The sequence below is a fragment of the Paenarthrobacter sp. GQ52 genome (assembly GCF_059759005.1).
The window spans coordinates 120191-145529 of record NZ_JCAXEJ010000006.1 but is presented as its reverse complement, the minus strand read 5'-3'; the positions used below and the strand labels follow the sequence as shown (position 1 = coordinate 145529).

The following is a 25339-nucleotide window of genomic DNA, read 5'->3' as shown; positions in this document are numbered from 1 at the left end:
GAAGGAACGAACAAGGAGGCAGTAGATGGCAGGCGAAACCACTATTACGGTCATCGGTAATCTCACCAATGACCCCGAGCTGCGGTTCACCCCGTCTGGCTCAGCAGTAGCGAACTTCACCATCGCTTCTACTCCCCGGACCTTTGACCGCCAGTCCAATGAGTGGAAGGACGGGGAAACCCTGTTCCTCCGCGCATCGGTATGGCGCGAAGCAGCCGAGAACGTGGCCGAGTCCCTCACCAAGGGTATGCGCGTCATCGTTTCAGGCCGTTTGAAGAGCCGTTCTTACGAAACTAAAGAAGGCGAGAAGCGCACCGTAATCGAGCTTGAGGTCGATGAAATCGGCCCGAGCCTGCGTTACGCAAACGCCAAGGTCAACCGTACCCAGCGCTCCGGCGGTGGCCAGGGTGGCTTCGGTGGCGGTAACGCCGGTAATTCCGGTGGCTTCGGAGGCGGCGCTCCTGGTGGAAACCAGGGCGGCGGCAACTCCGGTGGAACCTGGGGCGGCAACCAGCCCGCACAACAGCAGGATGACCCTTGGGCTACGCCCGGTGTCAGCAACGCTGGCGGCTGGGGCAACGGCCCGGATTCCGAACCTCCCTTCTAAACACCAAATAAACGTCCGACGCCGGACACTTGCCGGAAGAGCCGAAAGGCACCATGGCGACAACCGCCGTCGAACACCACCATCCCGTGGATCAATATCCACGGGCTCCATAGAATAGGAGCTCCACGATGGCTAAGGCTGAACTCCGTAAGCCCAAACCAAAGTCCAACCCCTTGAAGGCCGCTGACATCACTGTCATCGACTACAAGGACGTAGCATTGCTGCGCAAGTTCATCTCCGACCGCGGAAAGATCCGCGCTCGTCGCGTCACTGGCGTTACCGTTCAGGAACAGCGCAAGATCGCCCAGGCAATCAAGAACGCCCGCGAAGTTGCTCTGCTGCCTTACTCCGGCGCTGGCCGCGGCTAAGGGAAGGGATTAACTAACATGGCAAAGCTCATTCTGACCCACGAAGTAACCGGTCTCGGTGCTGCTGGCGATGTCGTCGAGGTGAAGGACGGTTACGCACGTAACTTCCTGCTGCCCCGCGGCTTCGCTCTGACCTGGAGCAAGGGTGGCGAGAAGCAGGTTGAGTCCATCAAGGCTGCTCGTGCCGCTCGTGCGCACGCTTCTGTTGAAGCTGCACAGGCCCAGGCCCAGGCTCTGTCCTCCAAGAAGGTCAAGCTCGAGGTGAAGGCCGGCGAGTCCGGTCGTCTCTTCGGCACCGTCAAGCCTGCTGATGTCGCTGCTGCTGTTGAGGCCGCTGGCCTCGGCGCCATCGACAAGCGCAACGTTGAACTGCCGAACCACATCAAGTCTGTCGGTTCGTACACGGCTAACGTTCGCCTGCACGAGGACGTTTCTGCTGTCATCGACCTCGAGGTCGTAGCCAGCAAGTAGTCTCTGACTGCATCTGAAGGCCCCCGCTACCGGATTCCGGCGGCGGGGGTCTTTTTCTTTGCGCCGAGTTGGCACTTAAGACCAATGTTGGCGCTCAACATGGGGGTTAAGTGCCATCTCGGCGCGAGATTATGGCGTGTGGAACTCCTCCATCACGTGCTTGTACCCGGAGCGGATCATCTCGGCCAGGGTGTCGCGGTCCACGTCGTCCAGCTTGTTCACATAAAGGCACGCGGCACTGGCCTTGTGCTTGCCAAGTTCCGGGAGCAGACGGTCTGCGTCGGGACCTTCGGTAAGGCCGTAGAGCACCAGGCTGGCCTTGCGCGGTGAAAATCCGACGGCGGCGGCGTCGCCTTCGCGGCCGCTGTCGTACTTGTAGTGATAGCTGCCGAAGCCGACGATCGACGGCCCCCACATGACGGCTTCCTTGCCGGTGATGTCGCGCATCATTTCCAGCAGTTCAAAGCCGTCCTCGCGTCGCTGTGGGTGTTCCACTGCGGCCAGGAATTCTTCCACGGAGACGTCCGTGGGCTGGGTCTTGTTCTCTGCCATAGGGGTAGTTTGGCAGACGCGGGACGGGTGCGTCAGCAGAAAAATCGGCCAGCATTCCGGGCGACGCCATGGTGGAGGACCCGGTGAGGGGCAGTTTCAATGCCGGTGCGGCTCAGTGGCTGATCGGCAGCGGCCGGAACGAGGCCCTCCGAGCAGCCGCAATTGCCAGTCAGATGCGTTTCGCTCGCGACAGGACCACCACCAGGAAGATGCCGGCGCTGAAGACCGCCTGAATAGTGATAACAGACGTCGGCACGTAGCCGAGGTACAAGGCGAGCAGCACGGGGACCATGGCCAAGATGGTCACGTCCAGCCCGCGCATCAGTGAGCCCAGCTGAGCACGTGGAACCGGACCGAACGGCGTCTCAACCGGAGGCGCGGTCCAGTCCGGCGGGGTCCTGGTGGCTGCCCGGAGCGTCCCCGCACCCATGCCCACACCTGCGAGGGCGCCGACGCCTATCAACCAGGGATTCGCCGCACCCAAGAGAACCAAAAGTCCGCTCAGCACGCCCATCCACACAGCCATTGCCAAGCACGGCATGAGCGCGCGACTGGACCTCACCAGGGCGGGATGCAGCGGCAATAACGCGTCGAGCTCAGGAACCAGCGCCGTCTTGCGGGCCACACTCCCCATACCGGAAGCCGTTGCGCATCCGGAGATCACGATCACCGCCAACTGTGCGAACTCGGGCAGCCCGCCTTCCACGAGCAGTATCGCGGTACAGGCAACGAGCCACAGAATTGGCGGCACCAGTGGGGGATTGAGCCTCAGAAAAGCGACCACATCAGCGCGGATCTGCGCCCGAAGCGCGCCGCGCGAAGGCCGGGCGTAGAACCTGGCTGCCCTGCCGCCGTCGACCCTTTTACGGTTCCCACCAAGTGCTCGAAGCACCTCGTTGGGGTCCATCATGAACAAAGACGCACCCGCGTGGCCGGCGACGGCGCCGCCGCGAACCAGCTCGTCACCCCGCACCTGACCGGCGCGTGGCACCACCACGGCAAAGAGTCCGACGGCGGCGACTGACACCAGCGCTGTTGGCCACGGGGAGGAAGACAACGCTGGAAGGACGGAGCACGCAAGAAGTACAGTGGCCGCAATCGCCTTGCCTAGCCGGGGGCCCAGTAAACCAAGCTGCTGTACGGCCGCCAGAACCACCGCGATAGCGCCGGCCGCACCGAAGGTGAGGGAACCAAGAACGTGTTCGAGGGGCGCGCGGTCAACGGCAGTCACCATGCTGAAGGGAAGGTAGATGATGGCCGAGCCAGCTGCAGTTAGTGCGACTTTGCGAACGAAGGGCGGCAGGACCATGGGGCGGCGGTCAACGGGAAGCATCAGCCACCAGGTGCTCTCTGCGCCGTTGACGGTCATCGGTCCAAGCTTCCGTGCAAGGTTGCTGATGACGAGGAGGGCCGCGAAAGTGATGGATGTCCACAGCAGGGATTCCGGCAGGACGAGCCATGGTGCCCGGATGATGCTGTTGGCCGTTGATGCCCGGTCCGCGATTTCGTTGCGCAACGCCAGGACGAACGAGGCCGCAATAGTCAGTGCCACACCAATGCCGAGTCCCCAGCTGTAGGCATCGACGACGAGGTCTCCCCACGAGGTTCGGCTGCGTTTGTAGCGTCTGGCGGACCGGCGGGTGAATCGGACAATCTCAGAGGCCAGCTCCCGATTCTGCGGGGATCGTTCGAGGGCGAGTATGTCAGGACCCGGCAATGATCGAGGCCCCCTGCTCCGGATCGAACTCCCGGACTTCCTCGTCAATGACCAAACAGGTGGAAGCCGTGGCGAGCAGCAGTTGGGGATCATGGGTGACCAGCACTACCGCTCCGCCGTCCTTTGCATGGTCTGCGATCCTTTCGCCAATGGCTACGCGCATCCGGGGATCAAGCCGCTGTTCCGGCTCGTCCAGGATCAGCAGCGATGACGGCCGGATAAGTCCAGCGGCAAGCAGCAACCTGCGGCGTTGGCCGGAAGACAAGGCATCGGGGATGGCGTGGGCCCTGCCCTGGAGCCCGAAGAATTCCAGTTCTTCCTCAACGCGCGCTTCGGGGTCATCCAGGGAGTGCCCGCGGGCGATGAGGAGCAAGTGCTCGCGGACGGTAAGGGATGGGAAGAAGAGGTCGTCGTCGAAAACGGCGGAGACTTGCCGGCGGAACGGCACGGCGTCCGGATCGATGAGGAGGCCGTGGACCTTCACATCGCCGGACAGGGACGCCTGCCGCCCCGCGATGGTCCGGGCTACCGTGGACTTTCCTGCGCCGTTGACGCCGACGATTCCCAAGACTTCGCCCGCGTCCACCGATGCGGAAACTTCCCCGCAGACCGGAGCTCCGGCATAGCCGACCAACAGGCCTTCGGCCTCCAAAACTGTCCCCATGGTGCAACCCTACCCGCGGGATTGGCGCGACCCCGCTGCACCGTTTAGCGTGAGTCATATGTCAGCATCCGATGCTTCCGCGAGGGCCAACGGCAACCCTTTGCTTGTCCTGGGCAAAATCACGTCGATCCTGGATGCCTTTTCCTTGTCCAAGCCGGTGCTTCAGTTGGCTGACATCCGTGAGTTCACCGGCATGCCCACGTCCACGGTGCAGCGACTGGTCACGAATCTGACCTCCCAGGGCTTCCTTGACCGCGAGGGGGACGCCTACCGCATCGGAATGCGGATGGCGTACTGGGCCGCGCCCGCAACCCGGGGGATGGAGGTTGTGGACATCCTGAGTCCGCTGCTCAAGACCCTGCGCGACACCACCGGCGAGACCGCATGCTTCTTCAAAGCCGAGCAGCACTACCGGGTTTGTGTCGCCATGGCCGATACCCATCACGCTCTGCGCCGCGAAATGCACTTGGGCAAGATTGTCCCGCTTCATGCAGGTTCTGCAGGCAGGGTTCTGCTCGCATGGTCTCCTGAACTGATGGAGGCTGTCCTGCGGGATCCCTTGGAGTCCATCACCGACTACACCATCACCAGCTCTGAGGAACTGGAAGCCGCGGTAAAGAAGACCCATGCGGACGGGTTCGCGATCACTGTGGGCGAGAGGGAAGACGGCGCGTCAGGCCTTTCTGCGCCTGTTTTCGATTCAGCCGCCGGCTTGGTGGGAGCCGTAACCATCAGCGGACCGACTCTTCGGATGCCGCTGGAGACGTGCGAGGCCTGGGTGGAACCCCTTCTCGCTACAGCCGAGCACATGACCAGGCTCATCGGTGGCCGGTTCCCCGGCGAGAGCTGAATCCTCAAACCCTAGGGAGAATGACGATGCCTGAGAAGTCCCTAACAGTGGACGCGTATATCTCCGTCCAGCCGGCGGCCACTCAGCAGGTCCTCCATGAAATCCGCCGAACCATCCACGCTGCCGTGCCGGATGCCGGGGAGATGATCAGCTACGGCATTCCCACCATCACCATTGGCGGGCACTACGTGGTGTATTTCGCTGCTTGGGCGCACCACATCTCTGTCTATCCGGTCCCTCGGGGTGATGAAGGCCTAGCTACGGAACTGGCCCCGTACCTGTCAGGCAAGGGGACCCTGAAATTTCCGCTGGCCAAGGAAATTCCTTTGGATTTGATCGCTAAAGTTGCTGCCCAGCTCGCGGCAGAGAAAAAGATGGGGCACTGATGAGGGACTTCGAAACCCTGGTGAACGAGGCTGCCGAAGCGGATGTGACCGGGTGGGGGTTCCATTGGCTGGAGGGGAGGGCCACCGAAGAAAGGCCGCCTTGGGGGTTCGCGAAGATGCTTGCCGGGCGTCTTGCCTCCGTCCGGAGTGCATTGGATCTTGATACCGGTGGGGGAGAGGTGCTTTCCGAGGCAGGAAAGTTTCCCGAACGGATGGTGGCCACCGAGGGATGGCCGCCCAACGCCCGGCGGGCTGCTGAAAGGCTCGGTCCACGCGGCGTGGAGGTCGTGGAAGCAACCACCGATGCACCGTTGCCGTTCCCTGACCACTCCTTTGAATTGGTCACAGCCCGGCACCCCGTTCGGCCGGACTGGAATGAAATCCACCGCGTGTTGGCCCCTGGTGGCCACTATTTCGCCCAACATGTTGGCCCGGCGTCGGCGTTTGAACTCATTGAGCACTTCCTCGGTCCGCTGCCGGTACAGCGGAAGGGCCGCGACCCGCAGGCCGAGTCAACCGCTGCGGAAGCTGCCGGCCTGACCGTCACAGACCTCCGGACGGCCAGGTGCCGCATGGAGTTCTTCGACGTTGGCGCCGTGGTGTGGATCCTGCGTAAATGCGTGTGGTGGGTCCCCGACTTCTCCGTTGAGGGCTATCGTGACAAACTCAAGGAGCTGGACGAACAAATGAGAGCTGGCCGCCCCTTCATCGCTCACTCCACCCGGCACCTGATTGACGCCCAGCGCATTGGGTAGAAGTTAAGCGGGCGCAACTAGGAGGAGCACGCATGGATTCTGCACGGACTTTTGAGTCGATTGTCATTATCTTCAATCCCAACAGCACCGGGGATGCGCCTGAGCTGGCGCAGCAACTGCACGACAGGCTGAAGGAGATGCTGACGTATCAGCCCGAAATCACCCTTCAGCCCACGGAGCACGCCGGGCATGCGGTGGACCTGGCACGCGAAGCGGCTTCAAAGGGCGGCGACGTCCTGGTGGTCTCGGTGAGCGGCGATGGCGGCTACAACGAGGTGGTCAACGGTGTGATGCAGGCGGCCAACCCGAGTGCCGTCTGCGCGGTCAGGGCCGCCGGCAATGCGAACGACCATAGCCGGATCATCGCGACTAAACCTTTGGAAGAGGCCATCGCGGAGGGCCGTGTCCACAACATTGACCTTCTCCGGATTCACACAGGCCAAAAAGAGAATGAGCCTCTTGAATACGCCCACTCTTATATCGGATTCGGCCTCACCCCGGTGGTTGCTACTGAACTCGAAAAGGGCAGCAAAGGTGCTCTCAAGGAAATGGTCACTGTTATTCAGACCTTCTCCAAGTTCGAGCCTTTTGGCATCCGCTTGGCTGACGGGAAGCGCCGAAAGTTCGACAGTCTTGTCTTCGCCAACATCAATGAAATGGCCAAGTACGCCACGTTGAGCGAAGCGGAGGACCACCCCTCTGATGGGAAATTCGAGGTGATCGTCTTCCCGCACATGCCTAAATGGCGCACCCTCCTGACGGCATTGAAAGCCACCACGCAAGGGCTGGGCGATCAGCCGAGTGTGAGCAGCTACGAATTCACCACGCTCAAACCGTTGCCGTACCAAATGGACGGCGAAGTGAAGTCCGTTGAAGCCAACGTCAAGGTCAAAGTGGAGTGCGCTCCCCGTGCCTTGGCTACCCTCGGTTAGGCCCGTTAGCTGGCGCAGGACGTGGTGACGAAGTCGTAGATCCGGCCTCGCAGTTCGTCCGGTGCCGCGATCTTCAGCAGACCCTGCCGTTCTCCCACCTTGATTCTCAAAGGCAGGAGGGTCCCCACCTTGTCTTCCGCTACAGCATGCGGATCACAACGGGCGGGCCGGATGGTCAGTGGCAGCTCTTGCTTGGCCGTGCCCAGGAGGACGTTCCCGGGCCAGGGGGCAGCGGGGGATTGGGCCAGTAACGTGGTTTCGTCGATCGCCTCAATAGTGAGGCTTTGCGCGTCAGTTCCCGGCGTGGCTGGCGTGATGATTAGGCGTACGACGGCGGTGCGACCGTCCGCAGCCACCTCAAGTCGCGGGTCCAAGACTATGGTTGCGACGGCGGCTGCTTCCCCTGCAATGCATAGCTCGCCGGCGTTCCTGGCCAGGACGCCGAAGGGATCTGAGGCGCTGGTGTTCTCCTCCACAGGATCCTTGCCCGGCGCTGCGTAGCCGACCGTGGCCTCGAGTTCCAGTGACTCGCCCTCTGATCTTCCGCAGGAGGCCGGAGGCAAATCAGCAGGAAGGCTCTTGGGCTGACGGGGTGGTAACTCAAGGCTGCCCGCAGACGGCTGCCAGGATATGTCTCCTTCAAATAGGGGAGAGTGGAGCCGGGCGCTGGTCACTGTGAGGGGCGTGTCTGTGGTGTTGGTGAGCTGTATTTGGATGGCTTGCTTGCCGTATTGGTCCCTTGATTGGTTGACCTCCACGGTGATGGGCTGTGCAGTTGCGGTGGTGGGCTCAGAGGCTGAAACGCCCGAGTCGCATCCGGCCAGGAGGGGCAATGTCACAGCGGCCATACCCGCCGCGAAAGAATGCCACCGCTGGCTAGTCATGCCATCAGTGTAGGTCCGTGGCAAGCGGCGCGTTACCTGAGCAAGGCACTTCAGGGTAACGGGTGAATTGCTCGAATCACGGCCAGCCGCTGAACTGGTCCGCACTGTGATTCGTGGGTGGCGGGTTCTTATAGATCCGGCCGCGCTGGGATTTTGCCACTCCCTGGTGCCGTGGCGGCCGCGTCCGCCGATGCCTGCGCTGCCAGATCATGTTCAAGATGAAAACGGTCACCATGACCAGGAGCAAACAGCCTAGGCACGCCAGCAATGCAATGCTCTGATCCATCGGTCATCCTTCTCTGTGACGCTGATGCCTTATTGGGTCCTACCTTAGCGAGCCGTGCATCAAAGCCCCCAGGCCGGAGGGTTGGTGCCAGTAAGATGTGGCTCACGCGTTTCTTCGAATTCCGCCCATGAAGTTAATAAGCGAAAGGCGACACTGATGTCATTCCAGGCTTACCTCGACGCTATTGAAGACAAAACCGGGCTCACACCGCGGCAACTGGTTGAAATTGCGGAAACCAAGGGATTCAACGACCCATCGGTTAAAGCCGGGATCATCCTTGAATGGCTCAAGGCTGACTACGATCTTGGCCGTGGCCACGGCATGGCTTTGGTGCACGTCATCAAGAAGGGGCCAAAGATCGACAGCAAGCACGTGGGATCGGACGGGACCCACCGAGACGATTCGGACACGCTCTGGCTGGATGGCAAGGCCAGCAAACCAACTCCCTGAAACGTGCTGGCGAGCCACCACTAAGCATGCTTAGCTTAGTGTCAAGCCATTTCATGATGTGCACGCTGAGAGGATGCCATGTCTACCGTGACGCAGCTGTTCAAATCCCCTGCCGCTGACATCTGGAAGGTCATCGAGGATGGTTGGCTCTATTCCGGCTGGGTTGTGGGTGCCTCAAGAATCCGCGCCGTGGATGAGCAGTGGCCGCAGGTTGGCGCAAAGTTGCACCATTCCGTGGGCTCTTGGCCTTTTCTCATAGATGACAGTACCCGGGTGACAAGCATGGAACCTGGCCAAAAGTTGGAGCTTCTCGCCAGGGGGTGGCCCTTGGGCGAGGCAAAGGTGCTGATCACCCTCGAGGACCTCGGAGGCCATCAATGCCGCGTCTCCATTGCCGAGGATGCCGTGCGTGGGCCAGGAAAAGTGGTGCCCAAAGCCCTGCGGGATCCCGTGATTTCCGTACGAAACCGTGAGACCCTCAGGCGCCTTGAACTCATGGCTGCGGGCGGGGCTGGCCGGAACAACTAAAGGCAGAAGCGAGAGCCCTGCCGACAGCCCACTGACCGGCGTCGGACAGTAGTTGCAGTCCAGGTTCCGGGATGGCCGTGGTGACCAGAAAATGGTGCCCCATGGTCAGTTGCCTCCAGCGGCGGCTGGCTGATTAGCGGAAACTGGCATGACCCAGTCAAAGGCCTCAGCTTTGGAACGAGCTCCCTGGGCTGCCTTGGAGCGGTTCGGTTCGCCCAGTTCGGCCAGCAGCTTTTCCGAAAGCGCCACCAGCTTGCCGAAGACGTCCGGAGTGAGCCACCCAGGACGGGTCGCGAAGAGTATGTCTTCGGTGGACGTGTTGCCGCTGGCGCCGGGTGCGAACGGGCAGCCGCCCAGTCCACCGAGGGCTCCGTCCACCATTGCAGCGCCGGCCTGGATCGCGGCGAGGGTGTTGGCCACGCCCAGTCCCCAGGTGTCGTGGCCGTGGTAGACGATCCGACGGGAAGGGGACTCGTCCCGAACCCGGGTGATCAGCCGGGATACCTGCGCGGGTATTGCTTGGCCCAGGGTGTCGCAGATGACGATGTCCGTGGTGCCTTCGGCGCGGGGATCGTTGGCGATGGAGAGTATGCGTTCCTCCGGAACGTAACCCTCGAACGGGCAAGTGAAGGACGTGGCGATGCACAGTTGGATCTGGCCATCAACAGCTCGCGCGTACTCGACGGCCTCAGGCAAGGCAGCCAAGCTCTCGTCCGTAGTCCGCCCGATGTTCGCTCTATTGTGCGAATCCGAGGCAGACAAACAGTACTGGAAGTTCCGCGCTCCGGCGGCGGATGCCTTGGCAACGTGGCCCGGCGTCGCCACCCAAATCCAGCATTTTTCCAGTTCCTCAGGGGTGAGGGCTTGGACCACTTCCAGCGTGTTGGCCATGGTGGGGACCAGGTCTGCGCGGGCCATGGAACCCAGCTCGATCGCGGGCACTCCCAGTCGCAGCAGTTCCCGTACGGTCTCGATCTTCTGCTCCGCAGGTAGGAGCTTGCCGGTGAGCTGGAGTCCGTCGCGCAGGGTGACGTCCCGCAAGAGAACGTTGCCCAGCATTGAGGCAAGGGGGCTTTCAAAGCGGTTCATGGTCGGAGGGCCTCCTCGCGGCCGGAAGCCGCATCGATCTGTGCGGCATCCATGTTCAGGAGTCCGCCAAGGATTTCTTGCGTGTTTTCGCCCAGGTCCGGGCCCAGGTTCCGAATGGGCAGGGACTGGTCCCCGATCACCGGAACAATGCCCGGGAATCCGACGCCGGGGAGGACTTCCTCGCCTGTGGAAACGTCGAATTTCTGGATCATGTTGCGCGCGGCGTACTGGGTGTCTGTGCTGATATCGGCCGCGGTGTAAATGGGGCCGGCGGGGACACCGGCGGCTTCGAGAGCTGCCAGGGCGTCAGCTCCTGAAAGGGTCGCTGCCCACTCGCCGATTGCCTGATCCAGTTCTTCGCGTTTTGCCCAGCGCCCGGCATTCGTTTGCAGGGAAGGGTCCTCTGCGAGGTCCGGGCGGCCGATTGTCTGCATGTAGCGCTGGTAAATCGAGTCACCGTTGCCGGCAACCACGATGCTCGCACCGTCCTTGCACACGTACGCGTTGGAAGGTGCGATGCCTTCCATCCGGCCACCAACACGCTGACGGTCCACGCCGTAGGCCTGATAGTCCGGGATCAGCGATTCCATCATGGAAAACATGGCCTCATTCAGCGCGACGTCGATGATGCGCTCGGTGAGCGGAACCGCGCCGGCCGAGTCCCGGCGTCGGGCTTCACGCTGGTACAGGCTCATCATGGAGCCGAAGGCGGCGTACAGGCCCGCGATCGAGTCCCCGATGGAGACGCCCACACGCACCGGCGCTCGGTCGGGGTCGCCCACCAGGTTGCGGAACCCGCCATATGCTTCGGCGACGGCGGCGAAACCTGGCCGCTCGGACAGTGGCCCGGTCTGCCCGAAGGCAGAAATGCGGGTGACGATCAGGTCCGGATTGGCTTTATTGAGGACCTCCGGGCCCAAGCCCCACTTTTCCAAGGTGCCGGGGCGGAAGTTCTCCAGCAGGATGTCGCACTTGGCCACCAGTTCCAGCACAGCCTGCTTGCCTGCCTCTGTGCGCAGATCCAGGACCACGGACTTTTTGTTGCGGTTCAGCGTGCGGTAGAGCATGGAGGTGTTGCCCTTGTGCAGGCGCCAGTTGCGCAGTTCGTCGCCGGTACCGGGCCGCTCCACTTTGATGACCTCAGCTCCGAAGTCGGCCAGCAGCCTCCCGGCCGTGGGCGCGGCGATGTAGTTACCGAGTTCCAGGACCCGGACGCCGTCCAGAGGGGCGATTGTTTGGTGTGTCATGGTCTTCTTTCGTGCGTGGTGGGTAGGCGGTAAGCGGGGCCGGTCAGAACAGCAGGCTCATGGGCAGGATCAGGAGGATCGCCACCACGGAGGCTACGGACACTCCCACCGTGACCGATTTGAGTGCACCCCTCACACTCTGGCCCAAAAGTGACTGCAGGAGCCAGAACGTGTTGCTGGTGACGTGAACCATGAAGAGCGATCCCGCACCTGCCGCCAGGGCCAGCAGTACAGGATCAAGACCAATGGCTGGAGCGATGGGCGCAAGCAGGCCGGCCGCCGTGATGGCAGACAAAGTAACGGACCCGACGGCGATGTGCAGCACTGCAGCGATTGCCCAGACCACCAGCAGCGGGGCCACCGCGCTCGCGGAGAAGAATCCACCCAGAATGTCACCCAGACCAGCAGCTGCGACCGTTGCGGCCAGCGATCCGCCCACACCGGTGAGGATCAGGATCTGACCGCTTTCCTTGAAACCGACCGCGATGGCCTCCTCAACTTTTTTCTGTCCTATAGCCGCGCGGGTCACCAAGCAGGTGCCGATAAGGCCGATCAGCAGGGCAATCACGGGCTCACCGAGGAGCTGCAGCCAAGGGAGCTGAATCTCGAAGATCTCCAGGATGGCCCCGGCACCAATGAGGAGCAGGGACGTCAGCAGCGGCGCGAACAGCAGGAGCAGCGGGGCTTCTTTGCGCTCGCGTTCGACGACGGCGACACTTGCGCCGGCAGGCTGGGCGCTTGATGCCGTGGTGCCACGTTCGTTGTTGGTGGTCGGCGCCAATGCCAGGCCATTGTCCGCGGGTTCCTCGCCTTCGCTGTCCTCCTCAGCCACGAACGTGTGGTCCTCGTCCTTGGCCTCATTCCAAAAACCGCGACGGAACAGGAACGTCATGATGGCAATCGAGATGATGATCGTAGGGATCACAAGGAGCAAGCCGAAGAGCAGCATCTTGCCGAGCGGCACATTCAGGAGACCGGCCAGCGCGAGAGAGGCGACGCCGGGAACGGTGAAAACGATTCCGCATTCCAGCGCAATAGCCATGGCCGTAGCCATTCGTGCCGTGCCGAGCTTGCCGATTTTCGGTGCCAACTTGCGGGCAAGCGGAGCCGAAATGACCAGCAACACGTCGAGGAAGATCGACTGCAGAACCGTTCCGATGGCCAGGCCCATGGTGTAGGGGAGGCGCTTGGGGCCGAACGTTTTGAGGAGGTGCTCCACGAGCCTGCGGATCGCGCCGCTCTGATTGAGGATGGAGCCCATCAGGACGCCGAAAGCGATGAGCAGACCGACGTCCACCATAATTTCGCCGAAACCGCCGGTGATGGTTTTGACGGTTTCCTCAACGCCGAGGCCCACGGCCAGGCCAAGGTAAACGGACGCGAGGATCAGGGAAATCACCGGGTTGACCCGGAAGCGGACGATCAACAGGACAGCGGCCAGGACCGCCACAGCTGTGTTGATCAGAACAGCAATGTCTGACATGGGGAAATCCGATCGTTGGGCCTTCCACTTTGAAGGCTGAATCTGATGCGGGCATCGTGAGGCAGGCCACATCTCTAATCCCATATTATGAGTTTGAACTCATAATGCAAGCCTTTTCGGAAACTAGACTCAAGGACATGACCTTCGTGATCCGGCCCGCCCGCCCCGTCGACGCACGTGGCATCCTCGCTGCGGATCTGGAAGCCGGGCGAACGACACTCGCTGACGCCGCGCGGTTCGCCGCGAGTATCGGTGCCGCGGTCGCGGACCCCGCACGTCTCGTCGTCGTCGCCGAAGCGCAAGGTGACGCGAATGCGGGAGGAGGGGTCGGCGTCGTGGGTTGGGCCAAAACCCACCCGTTCGACGGCGGCGAAGGGGTCCTGCTGCAGGCGGCGCGGCCGCTGTCCTGACCCTCGGGGACGCCCTTCAGCCTTAGCATGGTCCTCAGATGCGCCGACCGGGGGAGTGTGTGATGGGGCCGTTGGAATCAATTCAAGCGAGCACGAGGCAGAGTGGGCCAGCCCGAAAGGGACTGCCCTCGAAGACCCAGCGGAAGCGGTCTACGCGGCAACGAAAACTCGAGTTGGCGATTTTGCTGGTGCTGCTCGTCGCCCTGGCACTTTCGGCTACGCCATGGCCTTCGGCAATGCTGATACGAAGTGTTTTTGAACGCGGGGCGCAGGCAACGATTGACGAAATGACGCCGTACGTTCCGGATACACCACTCCAAACCCAACCTGGTGTCGTGTACAAGCCAGGTTCCACCTTCGATGTCTTCAGCCCTGCGGGCACCACAGCCCCACTTCCAACTGTGGTGTGGATTCACGGAGGCGCCTGGATTTCCGGGGCCCAGCGCGACGTGAATCCCTATCTCCAGATCATTGCGGCCGAGGGCTACACCACCATTGGCATGAGTTATCCAATTGCCCCCGAGGCCACCTATCCCACGGCTGTGGGCGACATCAACGAAGCCCTTGCCTATATCAAGGCCCATGCCGCCGAGCTGAATGTGGACACCAGCCGCATCGTCCTGGCTGGCGACTCTGCCGGTGCGCAGCTTGCCAGCCAGATGACCACGCTCACCGTTAATCCGGAGTACGCCAACCTGATGGGAATCCAACCTGCGCTACAGAAGTCGGAGCTGGCGGCCACCATCCTGCATTGTGGCGTCTATGATCTACGGGCTATGGCCGACCTCAGCGGAATCGTCGCCTGGGGTTTCAAGACGTCCTTGTGGGCATACACGGGCACGAAGGATTGGTCCGCTACCTACGCGGGCGCGACCATGTCCACCATCGACTTCGTAACCGACGACTTCCCGCCGACGTTCATCAGCGGCGGCAACGGCGACGGGCTCACCTGGCTTCAGTCTGTTCCCTACAGCAACCGGCTGAAGGACGCGGGAGTCCCGGTGACCGAGCTCTTCTGGCCGGCTACGCACGAGCCTGAACTGCCGCACGAGTACCAGTTCCACCTGAACTTCGACGAGGCGCGCGAGGCGCGAGACAAGACATTCGACTTCCTCTCCACGCACGCCCCGAGGCAGTAATGCGCAAGGCAGGGTAATTCAAAGTATCTCCATGATGGAACTATTATTGCTGTATGACTTCCTCCTCTGAGGCCCTTCCCGCCGCGCGCCAGTCCGTTCTCTTCTGGGCTTCGGCCGTATGCGCCGGGGTTTTGGTCCTTGTTCCGGCGTGGATGCTGATCGGCAATCCTGCGGTGCTGCGTGGTCATCCGCTCCTGCCTGCACTGTTGGTGACGGCCGCCGTCGTCGGAGCTCTTTGGGGTGTCCTGCTGTGGCGCCGCCGCCGCGACGCGCTCCGTAAGCGTTCGGTTGTGAGGGCGGTTGGAGCGTGGCTAGGCCGCGTCGGCGTTCTGGGCCTCGTGGCCATGCTGGTGTGGCTGAATCCCTTCGCATGCCAAGCCGGCGTTGGGGCTGAAGCCGGATCGGCGAGCTCCATGACGGAGTCGCCGACGGCCATCACCATGACTCCGGATGGGGCGTCTGCCACCGAGGGGCTGATCTTCTATCCGGGTGCCCGCGTTGAAGCGCGCGCGTATGCGGACATCCTTAAGCCGGCAGTGGGTGCCGGGGCCCTCGTGGTGATCCTCAAGACGCCTCTGAACCTTAGCCTGCTGGGCGGAAATCAGGCCCGCGGGGTCATGACTGACCACCCTGAAATCTCCTCGTGGGCTGTTGGGGGTCATTCGCTCGGCGGAGTCAGCGCGAGCACCTTCGCGTTGGGCAATCCGGACGTTGACGGTTTGCTCCTCTACGCCTCCTACCCGTTGGACTCGATGCGCGACCGCGCGGGGCTGCAGGTCCTTTCCATCTCGGGGTCCGAAGACGGACTGAGTACGCCAGCTAAGATCGACGCTTCCCGCAACTTGCTGCCATTGAATGCCACGTTCGTCGAGATCCAAGGTGGCAATCATGCGTTTTTCGGGAACTATGGACCGCAGCCCGGCGACGGCGAACCCACTGTCGGCCGTGACGTGGCTCAAGGGCAGATCGCCGCAGCCACGGCGTCGTTCCTGGCTCGGGTCTAGGGGCGCCAGGGCCTTCCGGGAATACTTCGGAGCGCGGCCCTGTTCATTGATTTAGATGCAAACGCATGTAAGCTGGATGAACGAGCAACAGGAGAATGCCATGGAAACCCGCCGCATCACCGTACTTTCCGCCGGACTCGGCGTCCCGTCGTCGAGCCGCTTGCTGGCCGACCAGCTGGCCGCCTCCGCTGAGCGGCAACTGCGCGCGGCAGGGTACGACGCGAAGATTGACGTTGTTGAACTGCGCGATCTCGCGGTGGACATCGCCAACAACTTCGTCACCGGCTATGCCGCACCGCGCCTCGCGGACGTGATTGCCGGCGTCGAGGATTCCGACGCCATCATCGCGGTCAGCCCAGTATTCAGTGCGTCCTACAGCGGTCTGTTCAAGTCCTTCATCGATGTCCTGGACCCGAAGTCGTTGGAAGGCAAGGCTGTGGTGCTTGGCGCTACGGGCGGCACCGACCGCCACCAGATGGTCCTCGACTACGCAATGCGTCCCCTGTTCAGCTACTTGCGCACCAGGATCGCGGCTACCGGCGTCTTCGCAGGGCCCCAGGACTGGGGAAACACCGACGACGGCGCCTCGCCCCTCTCGGTGCGCGTAGACCGGGCCGCGGGTGAACTCGTGCAGCTGTTGAGCGGGCAGCAGCCGCGCCGCAAGAACAACTCGCTCGAGTCGCTGCCGTTCGAACAGCTGCTTGCCGGGATCTCAGCAGGCCGGTAGCCCTTACTTTGGGGGGGTAGTGGAAATCTATCCGCTCTACCAAGCCTGGGTCGTTGATCGCACGCCTTTGATGCTGGGGGATGAACGGACCCGACAGCATACCGAAGAATAATGGGATCATGCACAATCGAGACCTGCACGACCTGCACGACCTGGACGAGTTGCTGGCGGACGGCGAAACCCTGACCGTGGCGAGGATATCGACTTACCTCGCCGCCCGTCGCGTGGCGACCGCGAATTGGTTCGGTCCGACCGGCCGCGCAGAAAGGTCGACGTGGATCGATCGCGATGGCACGGGCTGGCGAGTGTGGGACACCGATGAGCGCGCTGGGATCATGGACTTCACCACCCTTCGCACCGAGTCGGAAACAGAGGCGCTGCGCAGCTTTCTCCTCCGGGCGCGGTATCACCTCAATCAAGACAGGAATGCGGTCCGGGGCAACTTTTGATGTGGGAACGGGGAGGGTGCACTCCTGCGCCAACCCGTTCATCAGCCGGGCCTTACTTGGCACGAACTATTTTGATCGTTCGATCGTTGGGGCAAACATGAAGTGTCCTGTGGATTCCATTGACCTGGTGATGAGCGAACGAAGCGGCGTGGAGATCGACTACTGCCCGCAGTGCAGGGGTGTGTGGCTGGATCGTGGGGAGCTGGACAAGATCATTGATCGCGTCGCGGCGGAAACCATCCCAGCTCCGGCCCGGCCCACCGCCGCGCCGTCCCAGCCTCCTATCGCGCCGCCACCCATCTACAATCCCTTTGAGTCGCGGCCTCAACAGCCGCGGTACGACGATAGGGACAGGCGCGACTACGACCGGAGGGACAACGATCGCCGCGACGGCTACGATCGCGACCAGTACGGCCGCAAGCGCAAGAAGAAGGAAGGCTTCCTGGGCGACCTGTTCGACTTCTAGTATTTAGTCGTCCAAGAGCTCGATGAACTCGCGGGCCTGCTTGATGTTGATGTCTGAGTGGCGCGTCAAAGCAAGAGCCGCGCCCTCAACGTCACCGCTTTTTGCCAGCGTCCGGATTCGTCCGTAGATCTCATCGTTGAGCATGTTGCTGCTCACTTCCCGGGTGACATCGCCTTTGCTGACGATCGCCCTGTACCTGTAGGGGAAGCGCTCGGGTTCGTCGTCGTCATCGGCAAGCAAGTCTTTGGGAGTGGCCTCTGGCGTGAACGGCTGGGGGTGCGCCGCGAGAGCGCCGACGGCGTTGCGCGAGGCCCGTAGGCCCTCTCCAGTCGCCTGGAGGTAAAGCTTGATCGCCGCCATGCCCTGTCCTTGGGCAATGAGCGAGTAAAGCTGTCGGTGCTGCTCCTGGTTGAGTTTGGCCGCGGACTCCTGTGCCAGCTCCAGTGGGTCCTTGGGTGCATTCGCCGCTGCGATGCTGGCCTTGCTTTCAGTCGAGCGCTTGGTGAAGGAGCGAATAAGCAGGAGCACGCCCGCAATGACCGCAATGAGGATCAGGAGCGGGATGAGGATGGAATCCATGGCGTTGTCAGAGCCGATCTACGTAGTTCTTGGCGGTAAGTAAATCTGAGTGGGTGGCTTGGCGCAGGACTTTGATGGCCTCGATCTTTTTCCCGCTCCGGACCAGGTTCTGTAGCTCGAAGGCGAGTTGCGGGTTCAGCTGACCATTGGGAAGTACGGCGGGCTGATGTCCCGTTTGGCCACCTGGGCGCCCTGTCTGGGCTTGGATGGGGGTCCTGGCGTTCTCGGCCTGTTCCCTTTGGCTGGCCACGTTCTGGCTCGGCTTGGTAGTGGCTTCGATTCGAGCGCGGAGGGCCAGCGCTTCCTGCACTTGGGACGCTTGGTGCGCAGCGGAACGTGCCGCTAGTTCCCGCTGATACTTCTCGGCGTCCGAGAGGCCTGTGTCGCGTGGTTTGAAGGCCGCGGTGAGTGCCCACAGCAGGCCCACCAGGACAAGAAGCGGAAGGACAATCGTCAGTACGTCACCAATGTTCATCCCCATGCTTAGAGCTTATGCCAGAAGTTGGTTATCCACAGCACATTCCACTTCCGGCATAGGCTTCTGAGAGAGATGTGTCAAATTAAGGCCCTATCTGTAAGATGCATCACAATTTCGGCATGTTTAGCATGATTTTTCGCGTGCGGATGACCCAGCGGGATGTGGCCTCTGTGGATTAGTTCCGCCCAAATCTTTCTTGGGTCCACAGCTTGTGAAGAGTGTTTCCGCAGGTCAGAGGCTATTTTCCCGTAAAAGAATTTCTCTATCCACAGGGTAACGCACAGTCTGTGCACAACGTGGAGCTTGTATTCCACAGGTTTTCCACAGGGGGTATCCGGCGCCTGCTGTAACGTGTCTGAAGTGTCCATTTTGGGCATGAATATCCCGCGCTGGGTTTCTCGGACTCCCATAAAGTCACTGCTTGTGACGGGTCCACGGAACCAACTGTGGATAACCTGTGGATATGGCTATTCTGTCGGACCTGCCTGACATCGTGGAATGCACCAGGCGGACCTTGTAGCCACACTGCGCTTTACGGGCCGCCAGGAAGTACACCCTGCAGCGGTACACAAATGGAGGACGGCTTTGTCAGTTACGCACTTGGACTCAATCGAGGGCTCACGCGCTTCGGACTCGAGCCGGAAACCTCCGCAGGACATCCCTGCTGAACAGTCGGTGCTCGGCGGCATGATGCTCTCCAAGGACGCCATCGCCGACGTAGTCGAAATCGTCCGTGGGCACGACTTCTACCGTCCAGCACACGAGACCATCTACGAGTCCATTATTGATCTCTACGGCCGTGGCGAACCTGCCGATGCCGTCACCGTCTCAGATGAACTGACCAAACGTGGTGAGATCAACCGGATCGGCGGTCCGGCCTACCTCCACGAGCTCATCCAGACTGTCCCCACCGCGGCCAACGCCGGCTATTATGCCGAGATCGTTGCGGAACGCGCAGTGCTGCGCCGCTTGGTCAACGCCGGCACCAAGATCGTCCAGATGGGCTACGGGCAGGACGGCGAAGTGGAAGACCTCGTCAACCAGGCCCAGGCCGAGGTGTACGCGGTAGCTGAGAAGCGGACTGCCGAGGACTACGTGGCGTTGAAGGACGTCATGGAGTCCACTGTGGATGAGATTGAAGCGTCTGGCCACCGCGGCGAAGGCATGACGGGCGTTCCTACCGGCTTCTACGAGCTGGACGAGCTGACGCACGGACTCCACCCCGGCCAGATGATTGTTATCGCGGCCCGTCCTGCGGTGGGTAAGTCCACGTTCGCGCTGGACTTTGCCCGATCTGCGGCCATCAAGAACAACCTGGCCACGGTTATGTTCTCCCTGGAAATGGGCCGGAACGAGATCGCCATGCGTCTTCTCTCCGCAGAAGCGACCATTGGCCTGCAGGATCTGCGCAAGGGCACCATCAAGGACGAGCAGTGGTCCAAAATCGCCACCACCATGGGCCGCATGAACGATGCTCCGCTGTTTATTGACGACAGCCCCAACATGTCCCTCATGGAAATCCGTGCCAAGTGCCGCCGCTTGAAGCAGCAGCACGACCTCAAACTCGTGATCCTCGACTACCTCCAGCTCATGAGCTCCGGTAAAAAAGTTGAATCCCGCCAGCAGGAAGTCTCCGAGTTCTCCCGCGCCCTCAAGCTGCTTGCCAAGGAGCTGCAGGTTCCCGTCATCGCACTGTCACAGCTGAACCGTGGTTCCGAGCAGCGCCAGGACAAGCGCCCCATGGTGTCCGACCTCCGTGAATCCGGCTCCATCGAGCAGGACGCCGACATGGTCATCCTGCTGCACCGCGAAGATGTCTACGACAAGGAATCGCCCCGCGCCGGGGAGGCAGACATCCTCATCGCTAAGCACCGTAACGGTCCCACCAAGGACATAGTGGTTGCCTTCCAGGGCCACTACTCACGCTTTGCCAACATGGCTGGCGAAACAGGTGCCGGTGGTGGCGGCTTCTAGCCGACTGCGTGGCCTAGGGCTCAGGGCATGAATACCCTGATCCCGTTCGGCGCACACGTTTTCGTCGACGAGTCCAAGTCCAGGGCTTATTACGTGGCCGCCTCGGTCATAGCGCCGGCGGACCTGGCCGGCGTTCGGCGGTCGATCTTGGCCCTTCGCCGGCCAGGACAACGAAGAGTCCATTTCAAAAGCGAAAGCGATAGCTCCAGAAACTCATTTCTCAATGGCGCTGCCCGGCTAGGCCGATCAACAAGGCTGTACATTGCTCGAAACATGCCGGACAAGGAAGCCAGGCCCTTGTGCCTGCAGCGCTTGCTGGATGACTTAGTGGCCGGCGGAGCGAGGAAGCTGGTCCTCGAGAGCGACGATTCGCTACAGCAGTCCCCGTTAGTCCAGGAGATCATTTTTTGCGAACGTTAAACAACGCAGGCCCGGCTCGTCATACCATCCGGAAGACTGCCAGGCCCACTTCTCAGGGCTAATGCCCTTTGCAACATTGAGCCTACCGCAAAGGGAAGGTTCGGACTACTGCTGTGAGGGACGTAGCGTACTAGTGCCGATCCCGATTGCACCGACGACTCAGCAGCCTTCGAAGCCGCTGAGCACCTTCACTTTCGCGGCCGAACCTGATGAAAGATCGAACGCGTAGCCGATCCACGGTAGAGCCCTCTTTGGTGTCCCTATTGAGCGGTCAGGTCCAGGGCCTCCACCAGGCTCTCGTAGGTCTCCTCAATTTCACCTCTACGGCTGGTAATTGTGGTGGCAGTTGAACGGGCATTAAGGCCGATGGCGAGGTCCTCGTACATCGACTCCAAAAGCTGCGAACCTCCACCTTGTTCCACAATGGCGGTAACGCGGGCGTGCCAGGGATCCTGGCCGTCCTTGCGTGAGTAGAACCTCTCAACAGAGGCCTCGCGGCTGTCCATCAGAACAATTTCCCTGAAGCCGGCGCCGGCCTCTTCCGCAACACTGCGGAACAACAAGACTTCATCCCCGGAGTCGAGATACTGCGGCATGATCACGGTGTGCCCAGCCGTCAGATGCGTAGTGGCCATGCTGAGGGCTATGGGACGCACCAGGTTCCCGGCAGCTTGGAAGTCCTCCTCCCAGCCTCCGATCATGCAGCGAACCTTATCGACGTCCAGGTTGAGGACACCGGGATGGCCATCCGCGTACATTTTGGCGAGCGTCGATTTCCCAATGCCGGGCGGACCGTTCAGCAGGATCAGTTCAGCCATCGAGTGGCCTGTCCCTTGAAGCACGTGGTGGTAGACATGCCTGACACTCTAGGCCAACCCGAGGGCGAGGGCTGGGGTGTTCGGTTTCGACAGGCTGGTTCGGCTGGGCTGGTTCAGCCGAGCAACAAGTAGAAAATCACAGCAAGGCCTGGGAAGAGTGCCTGCCCTATAGCGCTTAGAAGCAGGCGCTTTTCCGTGACCCACAGCCAGAAACCCAGAAATACATGGCTCGCGCAGCAAAAAAGGACGATAGCTGCCCCGCCTGCCGGGTTGCCGAAATTCACCATCCACAAACCCACGGCCATGCCGACCCCGAAGGTTACGTTGTAGGCGCCAACGTTCATTGCCCACATGCGAACGGCACGAACATCCTGAGGTTCGATCAGAAAAATCCGGTGCAGACGCTGATCACCGTGCCGGAAGATCTCCATCAAGCCGACGCTGATCAGTGCCAGCGCAGTAGCGCCGGCCAGAACCTGACTCAGTAGATTCATGAGCGCATCCTCCAGACGGAAGCCAGGACACCCAATTGCCTGTTCGTGGAGAATACGCCGCCGACGCAACGCCCTTCAAGAGGTTCTCAGCAGCCCTCAAAGTCGCTGAGCACCTTCACCTTCGACGCTGATCCGGACGCGGGATCGAATGCGTAGCCGATCCACTCCCTGGCCAGGCGACGGGCCAACTCCACGCCCACAACGCGCTGTCCCATGGTGAGGACCTGGCAGTCGTTGGACAGGATTGAGCGTTCCACGGAGAACGAATCGTGTGCTGCTGTGGCCCTGATCCCGGGGACCTTGTTGGCCGCGATGGCCACGCCGATCCCTGTGCCGCAGAAAAGGATGGCACGCTCGGCTTTGCCCTCGCGGATCATTTCGCCTGCCGCGATGCCAACGTAGGGGTACGGCCTGGTGAAGTCTTCATCAGCACGGTTCACGCCGATATCTATGACCTCCGTGATACGGGAGTCAGCCTCAAGGTCGGCCAAGATTCGGTTCTTGTAGTCGACGCCGGCTTCATCGGCACCCACAATGATGCGCATGGAAATTCTCCTAATTGCTTGCTGCGGCGGGAACGGGAATTGCGGTGAAGTGAGGCCCGACGGCGGCAAACACCATGGCGAGCGACGTCGCGCCGGGATCCGGCGTGCCTATGCTCTTCTCGGCCAACGGCCTGGCGCGTCCCTTGAGGGGACGAAGCCCTGCGGTCGACGCAGCAGCCTCGGTAGCGTCCGATGCAGCGGCTGCCCACGCGTCCTCGGCAGCAGCGCCCGGCAGGACGCGGTCTTCAAATGAGGATGCAAAGGGCAGCAGCGCATCCATCATGGTTTTGTCGCCGATCTCGGCTTTTCCAAGGTTCGAGATCCGGTCCGCGAAGGCTCGAACAGACTGGGCGAGGACATCCGGCGTCGGGGTCTCTGCATCTCCCAACCGCTCGCCAAAGGCGCGCAGTCCCGCGCCCCACAGCACGCCGGACGTTCCGCCTGCCTTGTCTGCCCACGCGTCCCCGGCAGCTGCGAGCAGCGAGCCGGCACCCGCGCCGCGTTCGAACGCAACGGTAGCGGCGTCGAGGGCTGCCGCGGATCCACGAACCATGCCGCGGCCGTGGTCGCCGTCGCCGGCAATCGCATCCATGTCGCCCAGCATCGCTTCGCAATCGCGAAGGAGCGCCGCCGTCGTGTCCAGAGCTTGAAGGCACTGTGAGGCATAAGCTCGGGACTCGTCTGTGGAGGAGTAGTTGGCAGCGGTAACGGCGTCCAGCTCAGCTTCAGACGCGTGAGAAGCAGCGACGTCGAACCCGACAGCACCCCGGCGGTAGGCCGGCGTCAGCGCCGGAGCGGTCCAGTACTGTTCCAGCTCGTCATCCAACCACGTCAGCGTCAGCGATGCGCCGGCCATGTCCAGGCTGGTCACCAACTCACCCACCTCCGGCATCACCAAGGCATAGCCTGCTTCGCGGAGCAGCGGAGCCACGGTGCGCCAGAGGACGAACAGTTCTTCGTGCTTCGTGGAACCCAGACCGTTGAGGATCACGGCGAGACGGGTGGAGGCGCCCACTGGCGTTTCGGCGAGCACGCGGCGCACCAGTTCCTGCCCAAGCTCGACGGCGGACGGCAGCTCGGTATCGAACAGTCCAGGTTCGCCGTGGATACCAAGGCCTAGGCCCATCTGTCCCTCGGGAAGGCGGAACAAGGGCTGATCGGCGCCGGGGAAGGTGCAGCCGCTGAAGGCTGTGCCAATGGTCCGCGTAAACTCATTCGCCTTGCGCCCCAAGTGAACCACGGAGTCCAGGTCCAGTCCGGCTTCGGCCGCTGCTCCCATGACCTTGAACACCACAAAGTCACCGGCAATGCCGCGGCGCTTCTCGATCTCATCGAGGGAGGCGCTGGCGATATCGTCCGTGACAAGCACGTTCTCCGTGGCGATTCCCTCGGCATTCAGTCGCTCACTGGCCATGCCGAAGTTCATGACGTCCCCGGCGTAGTTGCCGTAGGTGAACACAACGCCGGCTCCGGAATTGGCCGCCTTGGCCACGGAATAGGCCTGCTGCGAGGAAGGTGAGGTGAAGATATTGCCCACCACGGCACCGTCAGCGAAGCCCGGCCCGATGATGCCGGCGAAGGCCGGGTAGTGCCCGGAGCCGCCACCGGCGATGACGGCGACTTTCGGCGTTGCCGGGCGGCTGCGGCGGACAGCGCCTCCTTCAACCTGGCGGACGAGGTCCGAGTGGGCGTCACAGAAACCGGCGAGGGCTTCGTCCGCGAAGTCGGCGGGATCGTTGAAGATTCTTGTCAAGGTGGGTCCTGGTTCTGGATTTCGGGGTGGGGGAGGGACTTAGTGGATGTGGCTGCCGCCATTGATGTCGATGGTGGTACCGGTGAGGTACGCGGAGTCCTCGGAGGAGAGGAACGTGATGACGGCGGCTACTTCCTCCGTGGTGGCGTTGCGGCCCAAGGGGATGCCGGCGTTGATGGCGGCTTCCTGCTCTTCAGTGCTGCCGACGCGGATGTTGGTGTCCACGGCGCCGGGCGTGATGGCGTTGACGGTTACGCCGGTTTCGCCGATTTCGCGGGCGAGTGCCTTGGTGAAGCCGAGGATGGCGGCCTTGGCTGCGGAGTAGGGAACCTTGCCGAATACGCCGCCGCCGCGTTGCGCGGAGACCGAGGACATGTTGACGATGCGGCCCCAGCCGTTGGCGATCATGTCAGGCAGGAACGCCTTGGTGACGAGATAGGTGCCAGTGGCGTTGACGTCCATGACCTTGTGCCACAGCTCAAGCGTGGTTTCCAGGAAAGGAACGGGGGAGGTGATGCCGGCGATGTTGGCCAGGGCGCCCACGGGCGGGAGGTTTCCGGCGGCAACTTCTGCGGCGACTGCGGCGTGGGCTGCGGTGACGGAGGCTTCGTTGGCGACGTCGATCTCATAGCCGAAGGCCGGAACGTTGAATTCGTTGGCGATCTCGGCGGCAACCTTGGCGGACTTCTCGCCGTCGAGGTCCAGGATGACGATGCCCCAGCCCTGGTTGGCGTAGCGGCGGGCGGTGGTCAGGCCGATGCCGCGATCTGAGGTAGCTCCGGTGAGGACGGCGGTGCGCTGGATGGTGGTCATG

Annotated in this window: 30 protein-coding genes and 1 pseudogene; 17 read left to right on the top strand and 14 right to left on the bottom strand. The window is 62.0% G+C overall.

The annotated features are described in order from the left end of the window. The first annotated feature begins 25 nt into the window (after positions 1–25). The 3 genes from AC6CH8_RS10620 to rplI all read left to right on the top strand — a co-directional run bounded on the left by AC6CH8_RS10620 (position 26) and on the right by rplI (position 1446). Positions 26–607 carry a single-stranded DNA-binding protein gene (locus AC6CH8_RS10620; protein ID WP_011776754.1) on the top strand — a complete coding sequence of 194 codons (582 nt, stop codon included), beginning with the start codon at positions 26–28 and terminating at the stop codon, positions 605–607. Positions 608–735: 128 nt separating this feature from the next. Further along, entirely contained in the window at positions 736–975 is a 240-nt protein-coding gene (gene rpsR, locus AC6CH8_RS10615; protein WP_003800144.1) for a 30S ribosomal protein S18, read from the top strand. Between the two features lie 18 nt (positions 976–993). Further along, positions 994–1446: a 50S ribosomal protein L9 gene (gene rplI / locus AC6CH8_RS10610; RefSeq protein ID WP_024818808.1), complete on the top strand. Its 453-nt coding sequence runs from the start codon at positions 994–996 to the stop codon at positions 1444–1446. Positions 1447–1575: 129 nt separating this feature from the next. Here rplI and AC6CH8_RS10605 read toward each other — a convergent pair whose 3' ends face one another. Beyond that, on the bottom strand, positions 1576–1998 hold the full coding sequence (locus tag AC6CH8_RS10605; RefSeq protein WP_498190413.1) for a DUF1801 domain-containing protein: 423 nt from the start codon (positions 1996–1998) through the stop codon (positions 1576–1578). 47 nt (positions 1999–2045) lie between these two features. On the opposite strand from AC6CH8_RS10605, the pseudogene AC6CH8_RS10600 reads away from it, so the two are divergent. Next, positions 2046–2135 (top strand): annotated as a pseudogene (locus tag AC6CH8_RS10600) (phenazine biosynthesis protein PhzF); the annotation flags it as partial. A gap of 32 nt (positions 2136–2167) precedes the next feature. On the opposite strand, the gene AC6CH8_RS10595 reads toward AC6CH8_RS10600, so the two are convergent. Then, on the bottom strand, positions 2168–3715 hold the full coding sequence (locus AC6CH8_RS10595; protein WP_498190411.1) for a DUF6297 family protein: 1548 nt from the start codon (positions 3713–3715) through the stop codon (positions 2168–2170). After that, positions 3702–4379 carry an ABC transporter ATP-binding protein gene (locus AC6CH8_RS10590; RefSeq protein ID WP_498190409.1) on the bottom strand — a complete coding sequence of 226 codons (678 nt, stop codon included), beginning with the start codon at positions 4377–4379 and terminating at the stop codon, positions 3702–3704. Before AC6CH8_RS10590 ends, AC6CH8_RS10595 begins: the two co-directional genes overlap by 14 nt. Before the next feature lie 58 nt (positions 4380–4437). Between AC6CH8_RS10590 and AC6CH8_RS10585 the strand changes: the two genes are divergently transcribed. The 4 genes from AC6CH8_RS10585 to AC6CH8_RS10570 are packed head-to-tail and all read left to right on the top strand — an operon-like array spanning position 4438 to position 7302. Further along, a complete protein-coding gene (locus tag AC6CH8_RS10585) occupies positions 4438–5229 on the top strand; it encodes an IclR family transcriptional regulator (protein WP_364308566.1) in 792 nt (263 codons plus the stop codon). 26 nt (positions 5230–5255) lie between these two features. Further along, positions 5256–5615, top strand: a complete 360-nt coding sequence (locus AC6CH8_RS10580) for an iron chaperone (protein WP_364308565.1) — start codon at positions 5256–5258, stop codon at positions 5613–5615. Beyond that, on the top strand, positions 5615–6370 hold the full coding sequence (locus tag AC6CH8_RS10575) for a class I SAM-dependent methyltransferase (RefSeq protein ID WP_091464166.1): 756 nt from the start codon (positions 5615–5617) through the stop codon (positions 6368–6370). The genes AC6CH8_RS10580 and AC6CH8_RS10575 overlap by 1 nt, the downstream gene beginning before the upstream one ends. 32 nt (positions 6371–6402) lie before the next feature. After that, a complete protein-coding gene (locus AC6CH8_RS10570) occupies positions 6403–7302 on the top strand; it encodes a diacylglycerol/lipid kinase family protein (RefSeq protein WP_498190406.1) in 900 nt (299 codons plus the stop codon). Between the two features lie 5 nt (positions 7303–7307). Here AC6CH8_RS10570 and AC6CH8_RS10565 read toward each other — a convergent pair whose 3' ends face one another. After that, positions 7308–8186 (bottom strand): hypothetical protein, encoded by an 879-nt coding sequence (locus AC6CH8_RS10565; protein ID WP_498190405.1) that lies wholly within the window; start codon positions 8184–8186, stop codon positions 7308–7310. Positions 8187–8628: 442 nt separating this feature from the next. Here AC6CH8_RS10565 and AC6CH8_RS10560 point away from each other — a divergent pair, with 442 nt between their 5' ends. Both AC6CH8_RS10560 and AC6CH8_RS10555 read left to right on the top strand, forming a co-directional pair. Then, on the top strand, positions 8629–8922 hold the full coding sequence (locus AC6CH8_RS10560; protein ID WP_474661826.1) for a DUF4287 domain-containing protein: 294 nt from the start codon (positions 8629–8631) through the stop codon (positions 8920–8922). A 78-nt stretch (positions 8923–9000) separates the two neighbouring features. Then, on the top strand, positions 9001–9450 hold the full coding sequence (locus tag AC6CH8_RS10555; protein ID WP_498190403.1) for an SRPBCC family protein: 450 nt from the start codon (positions 9001–9003) through the stop codon (positions 9448–9450). Positions 9451–9555: 105 nt separating this feature from the next. Here AC6CH8_RS10555 and AC6CH8_RS10550 read toward each other — a convergent pair whose 3' ends face one another. From AC6CH8_RS10550 to AC6CH8_RS10540, 3 genes are read right to left on the bottom strand one after another with little or no spacing between them, the layout of a single operon-like run. After that, positions 9556–10539, bottom strand: a complete 984-nt coding sequence (locus AC6CH8_RS10550; RefSeq protein WP_498190402.1) for a hydroxymethylglutaryl-CoA lyase-like TIM-barrel protein — start codon at positions 10537–10539, stop codon at positions 9556–9558. Next, on the bottom strand, positions 10536–11786 hold the full coding sequence (locus AC6CH8_RS10545; protein ID WP_498190401.1) for a CaiB/BaiF CoA transferase family protein: 1251 nt from the start codon (positions 11784–11786) through the stop codon (positions 10536–10538). Before AC6CH8_RS10545 ends, AC6CH8_RS10550 begins: the two co-directional genes overlap by 4 nt. A 43-nt stretch (positions 11787–11829) precedes the next feature. Next, positions 11830–13269, bottom strand: coding sequence for a GntP family permease (locus AC6CH8_RS10540; RefSeq protein ID WP_498190399.1), 1440 nt, complete (start codon positions 13267–13269; stop codon positions 11830–11832). 137 nt (positions 13270–13406) lie between these two features. Between AC6CH8_RS10540 and AC6CH8_RS10535 the strand changes: the two genes are divergently transcribed. From AC6CH8_RS10535 to AC6CH8_RS10510, 6 genes are all read left to right on the top strand, one after another. Further along, entirely contained in the window at positions 13407–13679 is a 273-nt protein-coding gene (locus AC6CH8_RS10535) for a hypothetical protein (RefSeq protein WP_498190397.1), read from the top strand. A gap of 236 nt (positions 13680–13915) precedes the next feature. Next, the gene (locus AC6CH8_RS10530) at positions 13916–14818 is read left to right on the top strand and encodes an alpha/beta hydrolase (protein ID WP_498190395.1); all 903 of its coding nucleotides are present in this window, start codon (positions 13916–13918) and stop codon (positions 14816–14818) included. Positions 14819–14871: 53 nt separating this feature from the next. Beyond that, positions 14872–15822 (top strand): alpha/beta hydrolase, encoded by a 951-nt coding sequence (locus AC6CH8_RS10525; RefSeq protein WP_498190393.1) that lies wholly within the window; start codon positions 14872–14874, stop codon positions 15820–15822. Between the two features lie 100 nt (positions 15823–15922). After that, positions 15923–16549: an FMN reductase gene (locus AC6CH8_RS10520; RefSeq protein WP_498190542.1), complete on the top strand. Its 627-nt coding sequence runs from the start codon at positions 15923–15925 to the stop codon at positions 16547–16549. A gap of 119 nt (positions 16550–16668) precedes the next feature. Continuing rightward, a complete protein-coding gene (locus tag AC6CH8_RS10515; protein WP_498190391.1) occupies positions 16669–16998 on the top strand; it encodes a hypothetical protein in 330 nt (109 codons plus the stop codon). Positions 16999–17107: 109 nt separating this feature from the next. Next, positions 17108–17464, top strand: coding sequence for a TFIIB-type zinc ribbon-containing protein (locus tag AC6CH8_RS10510; protein WP_420179481.1), 357 nt, complete (start codon positions 17108–17110; stop codon positions 17462–17464). 3 nt (positions 17465–17467) lie between these two features. Here AC6CH8_RS10510 and AC6CH8_RS10505 read toward each other — a convergent pair whose 3' ends face one another. Both AC6CH8_RS10505 and AC6CH8_RS10500 read right to left on the bottom strand, forming a co-directional pair. Next, a complete protein-coding gene (locus AC6CH8_RS10505) occupies positions 17468–18043 on the bottom strand; it encodes a hypothetical protein (RefSeq protein WP_091464140.1) in 576 nt (191 codons plus the stop codon). Between the two features lie 7 nt (positions 18044–18050). Further along, positions 18051–18518: a hypothetical protein gene (locus tag AC6CH8_RS10500; protein ID WP_091464138.1), complete on the bottom strand. Its 468-nt coding sequence runs from the start codon at positions 18516–18518 to the stop codon at positions 18051–18053. A 588-nt stretch (positions 18519–19106) separates the two neighbouring features. Between AC6CH8_RS10500 and dnaB the strand changes: the two genes are divergently transcribed. Further along, the gene (gene dnaB, locus AC6CH8_RS10495) at positions 19107–20495 is read left to right on the top strand and encodes a replicative DNA helicase (RefSeq protein ID WP_017197290.1); all 1389 of its coding nucleotides are present in this window, start codon (positions 19107–19109) and stop codon (positions 20493–20495) included. Positions 20496–21175: 680 nt separating this feature from the next. Here dnaB and AC6CH8_RS10490 read toward each other — a convergent pair. The 5 genes from AC6CH8_RS10490 to AC6CH8_RS10470 all read right to left on the bottom strand — a co-directional run bounded on the left by AC6CH8_RS10490 (position 21176) and on the right by AC6CH8_RS10470 (position 25338). Continuing rightward, complete coding sequence (locus tag AC6CH8_RS10490) at positions 21176–21733, bottom strand: P-loop nucleotide/nucleoside kinase family protein (RefSeq protein WP_498190388.1); 558 nt, start codon at positions 21731–21733, stop codon at positions 21176–21178. A gap of 113 nt (positions 21734–21846) precedes the next feature. Next, positions 21847–22227 (bottom strand): DUF1304 family protein, encoded by a 381-nt coding sequence (locus AC6CH8_RS10485; protein WP_429330891.1) that lies wholly within the window; start codon positions 22225–22227, stop codon positions 21847–21849. A gap of 86 nt (positions 22228–22313) precedes the next feature. Beyond that, a complete protein-coding gene (locus AC6CH8_RS10480) occupies positions 22314–22772 on the bottom strand; it encodes a ribose-5-phosphate isomerase (protein ID WP_091464134.1) in 459 nt (152 codons plus the stop codon). Between the two features lie 10 nt (positions 22773–22782). Continuing rightward, positions 22783–24525: a dihydroxyacetone kinase family protein gene (locus AC6CH8_RS10475; RefSeq protein ID WP_498190385.1), complete on the bottom strand. Its 1743-nt coding sequence runs from the start codon at positions 24523–24525 to the stop codon at positions 22783–22785. Positions 24526–24564: 39 nt separating this feature from the next. Further along, positions 24565–25338, bottom strand: coding sequence for an SDR family NAD(P)-dependent oxidoreductase (locus AC6CH8_RS10470; protein WP_420179476.1), 774 nt, complete (start codon positions 25336–25338; stop codon positions 24565–24567). Position 25339: the final 1 nt, after the last annotated feature.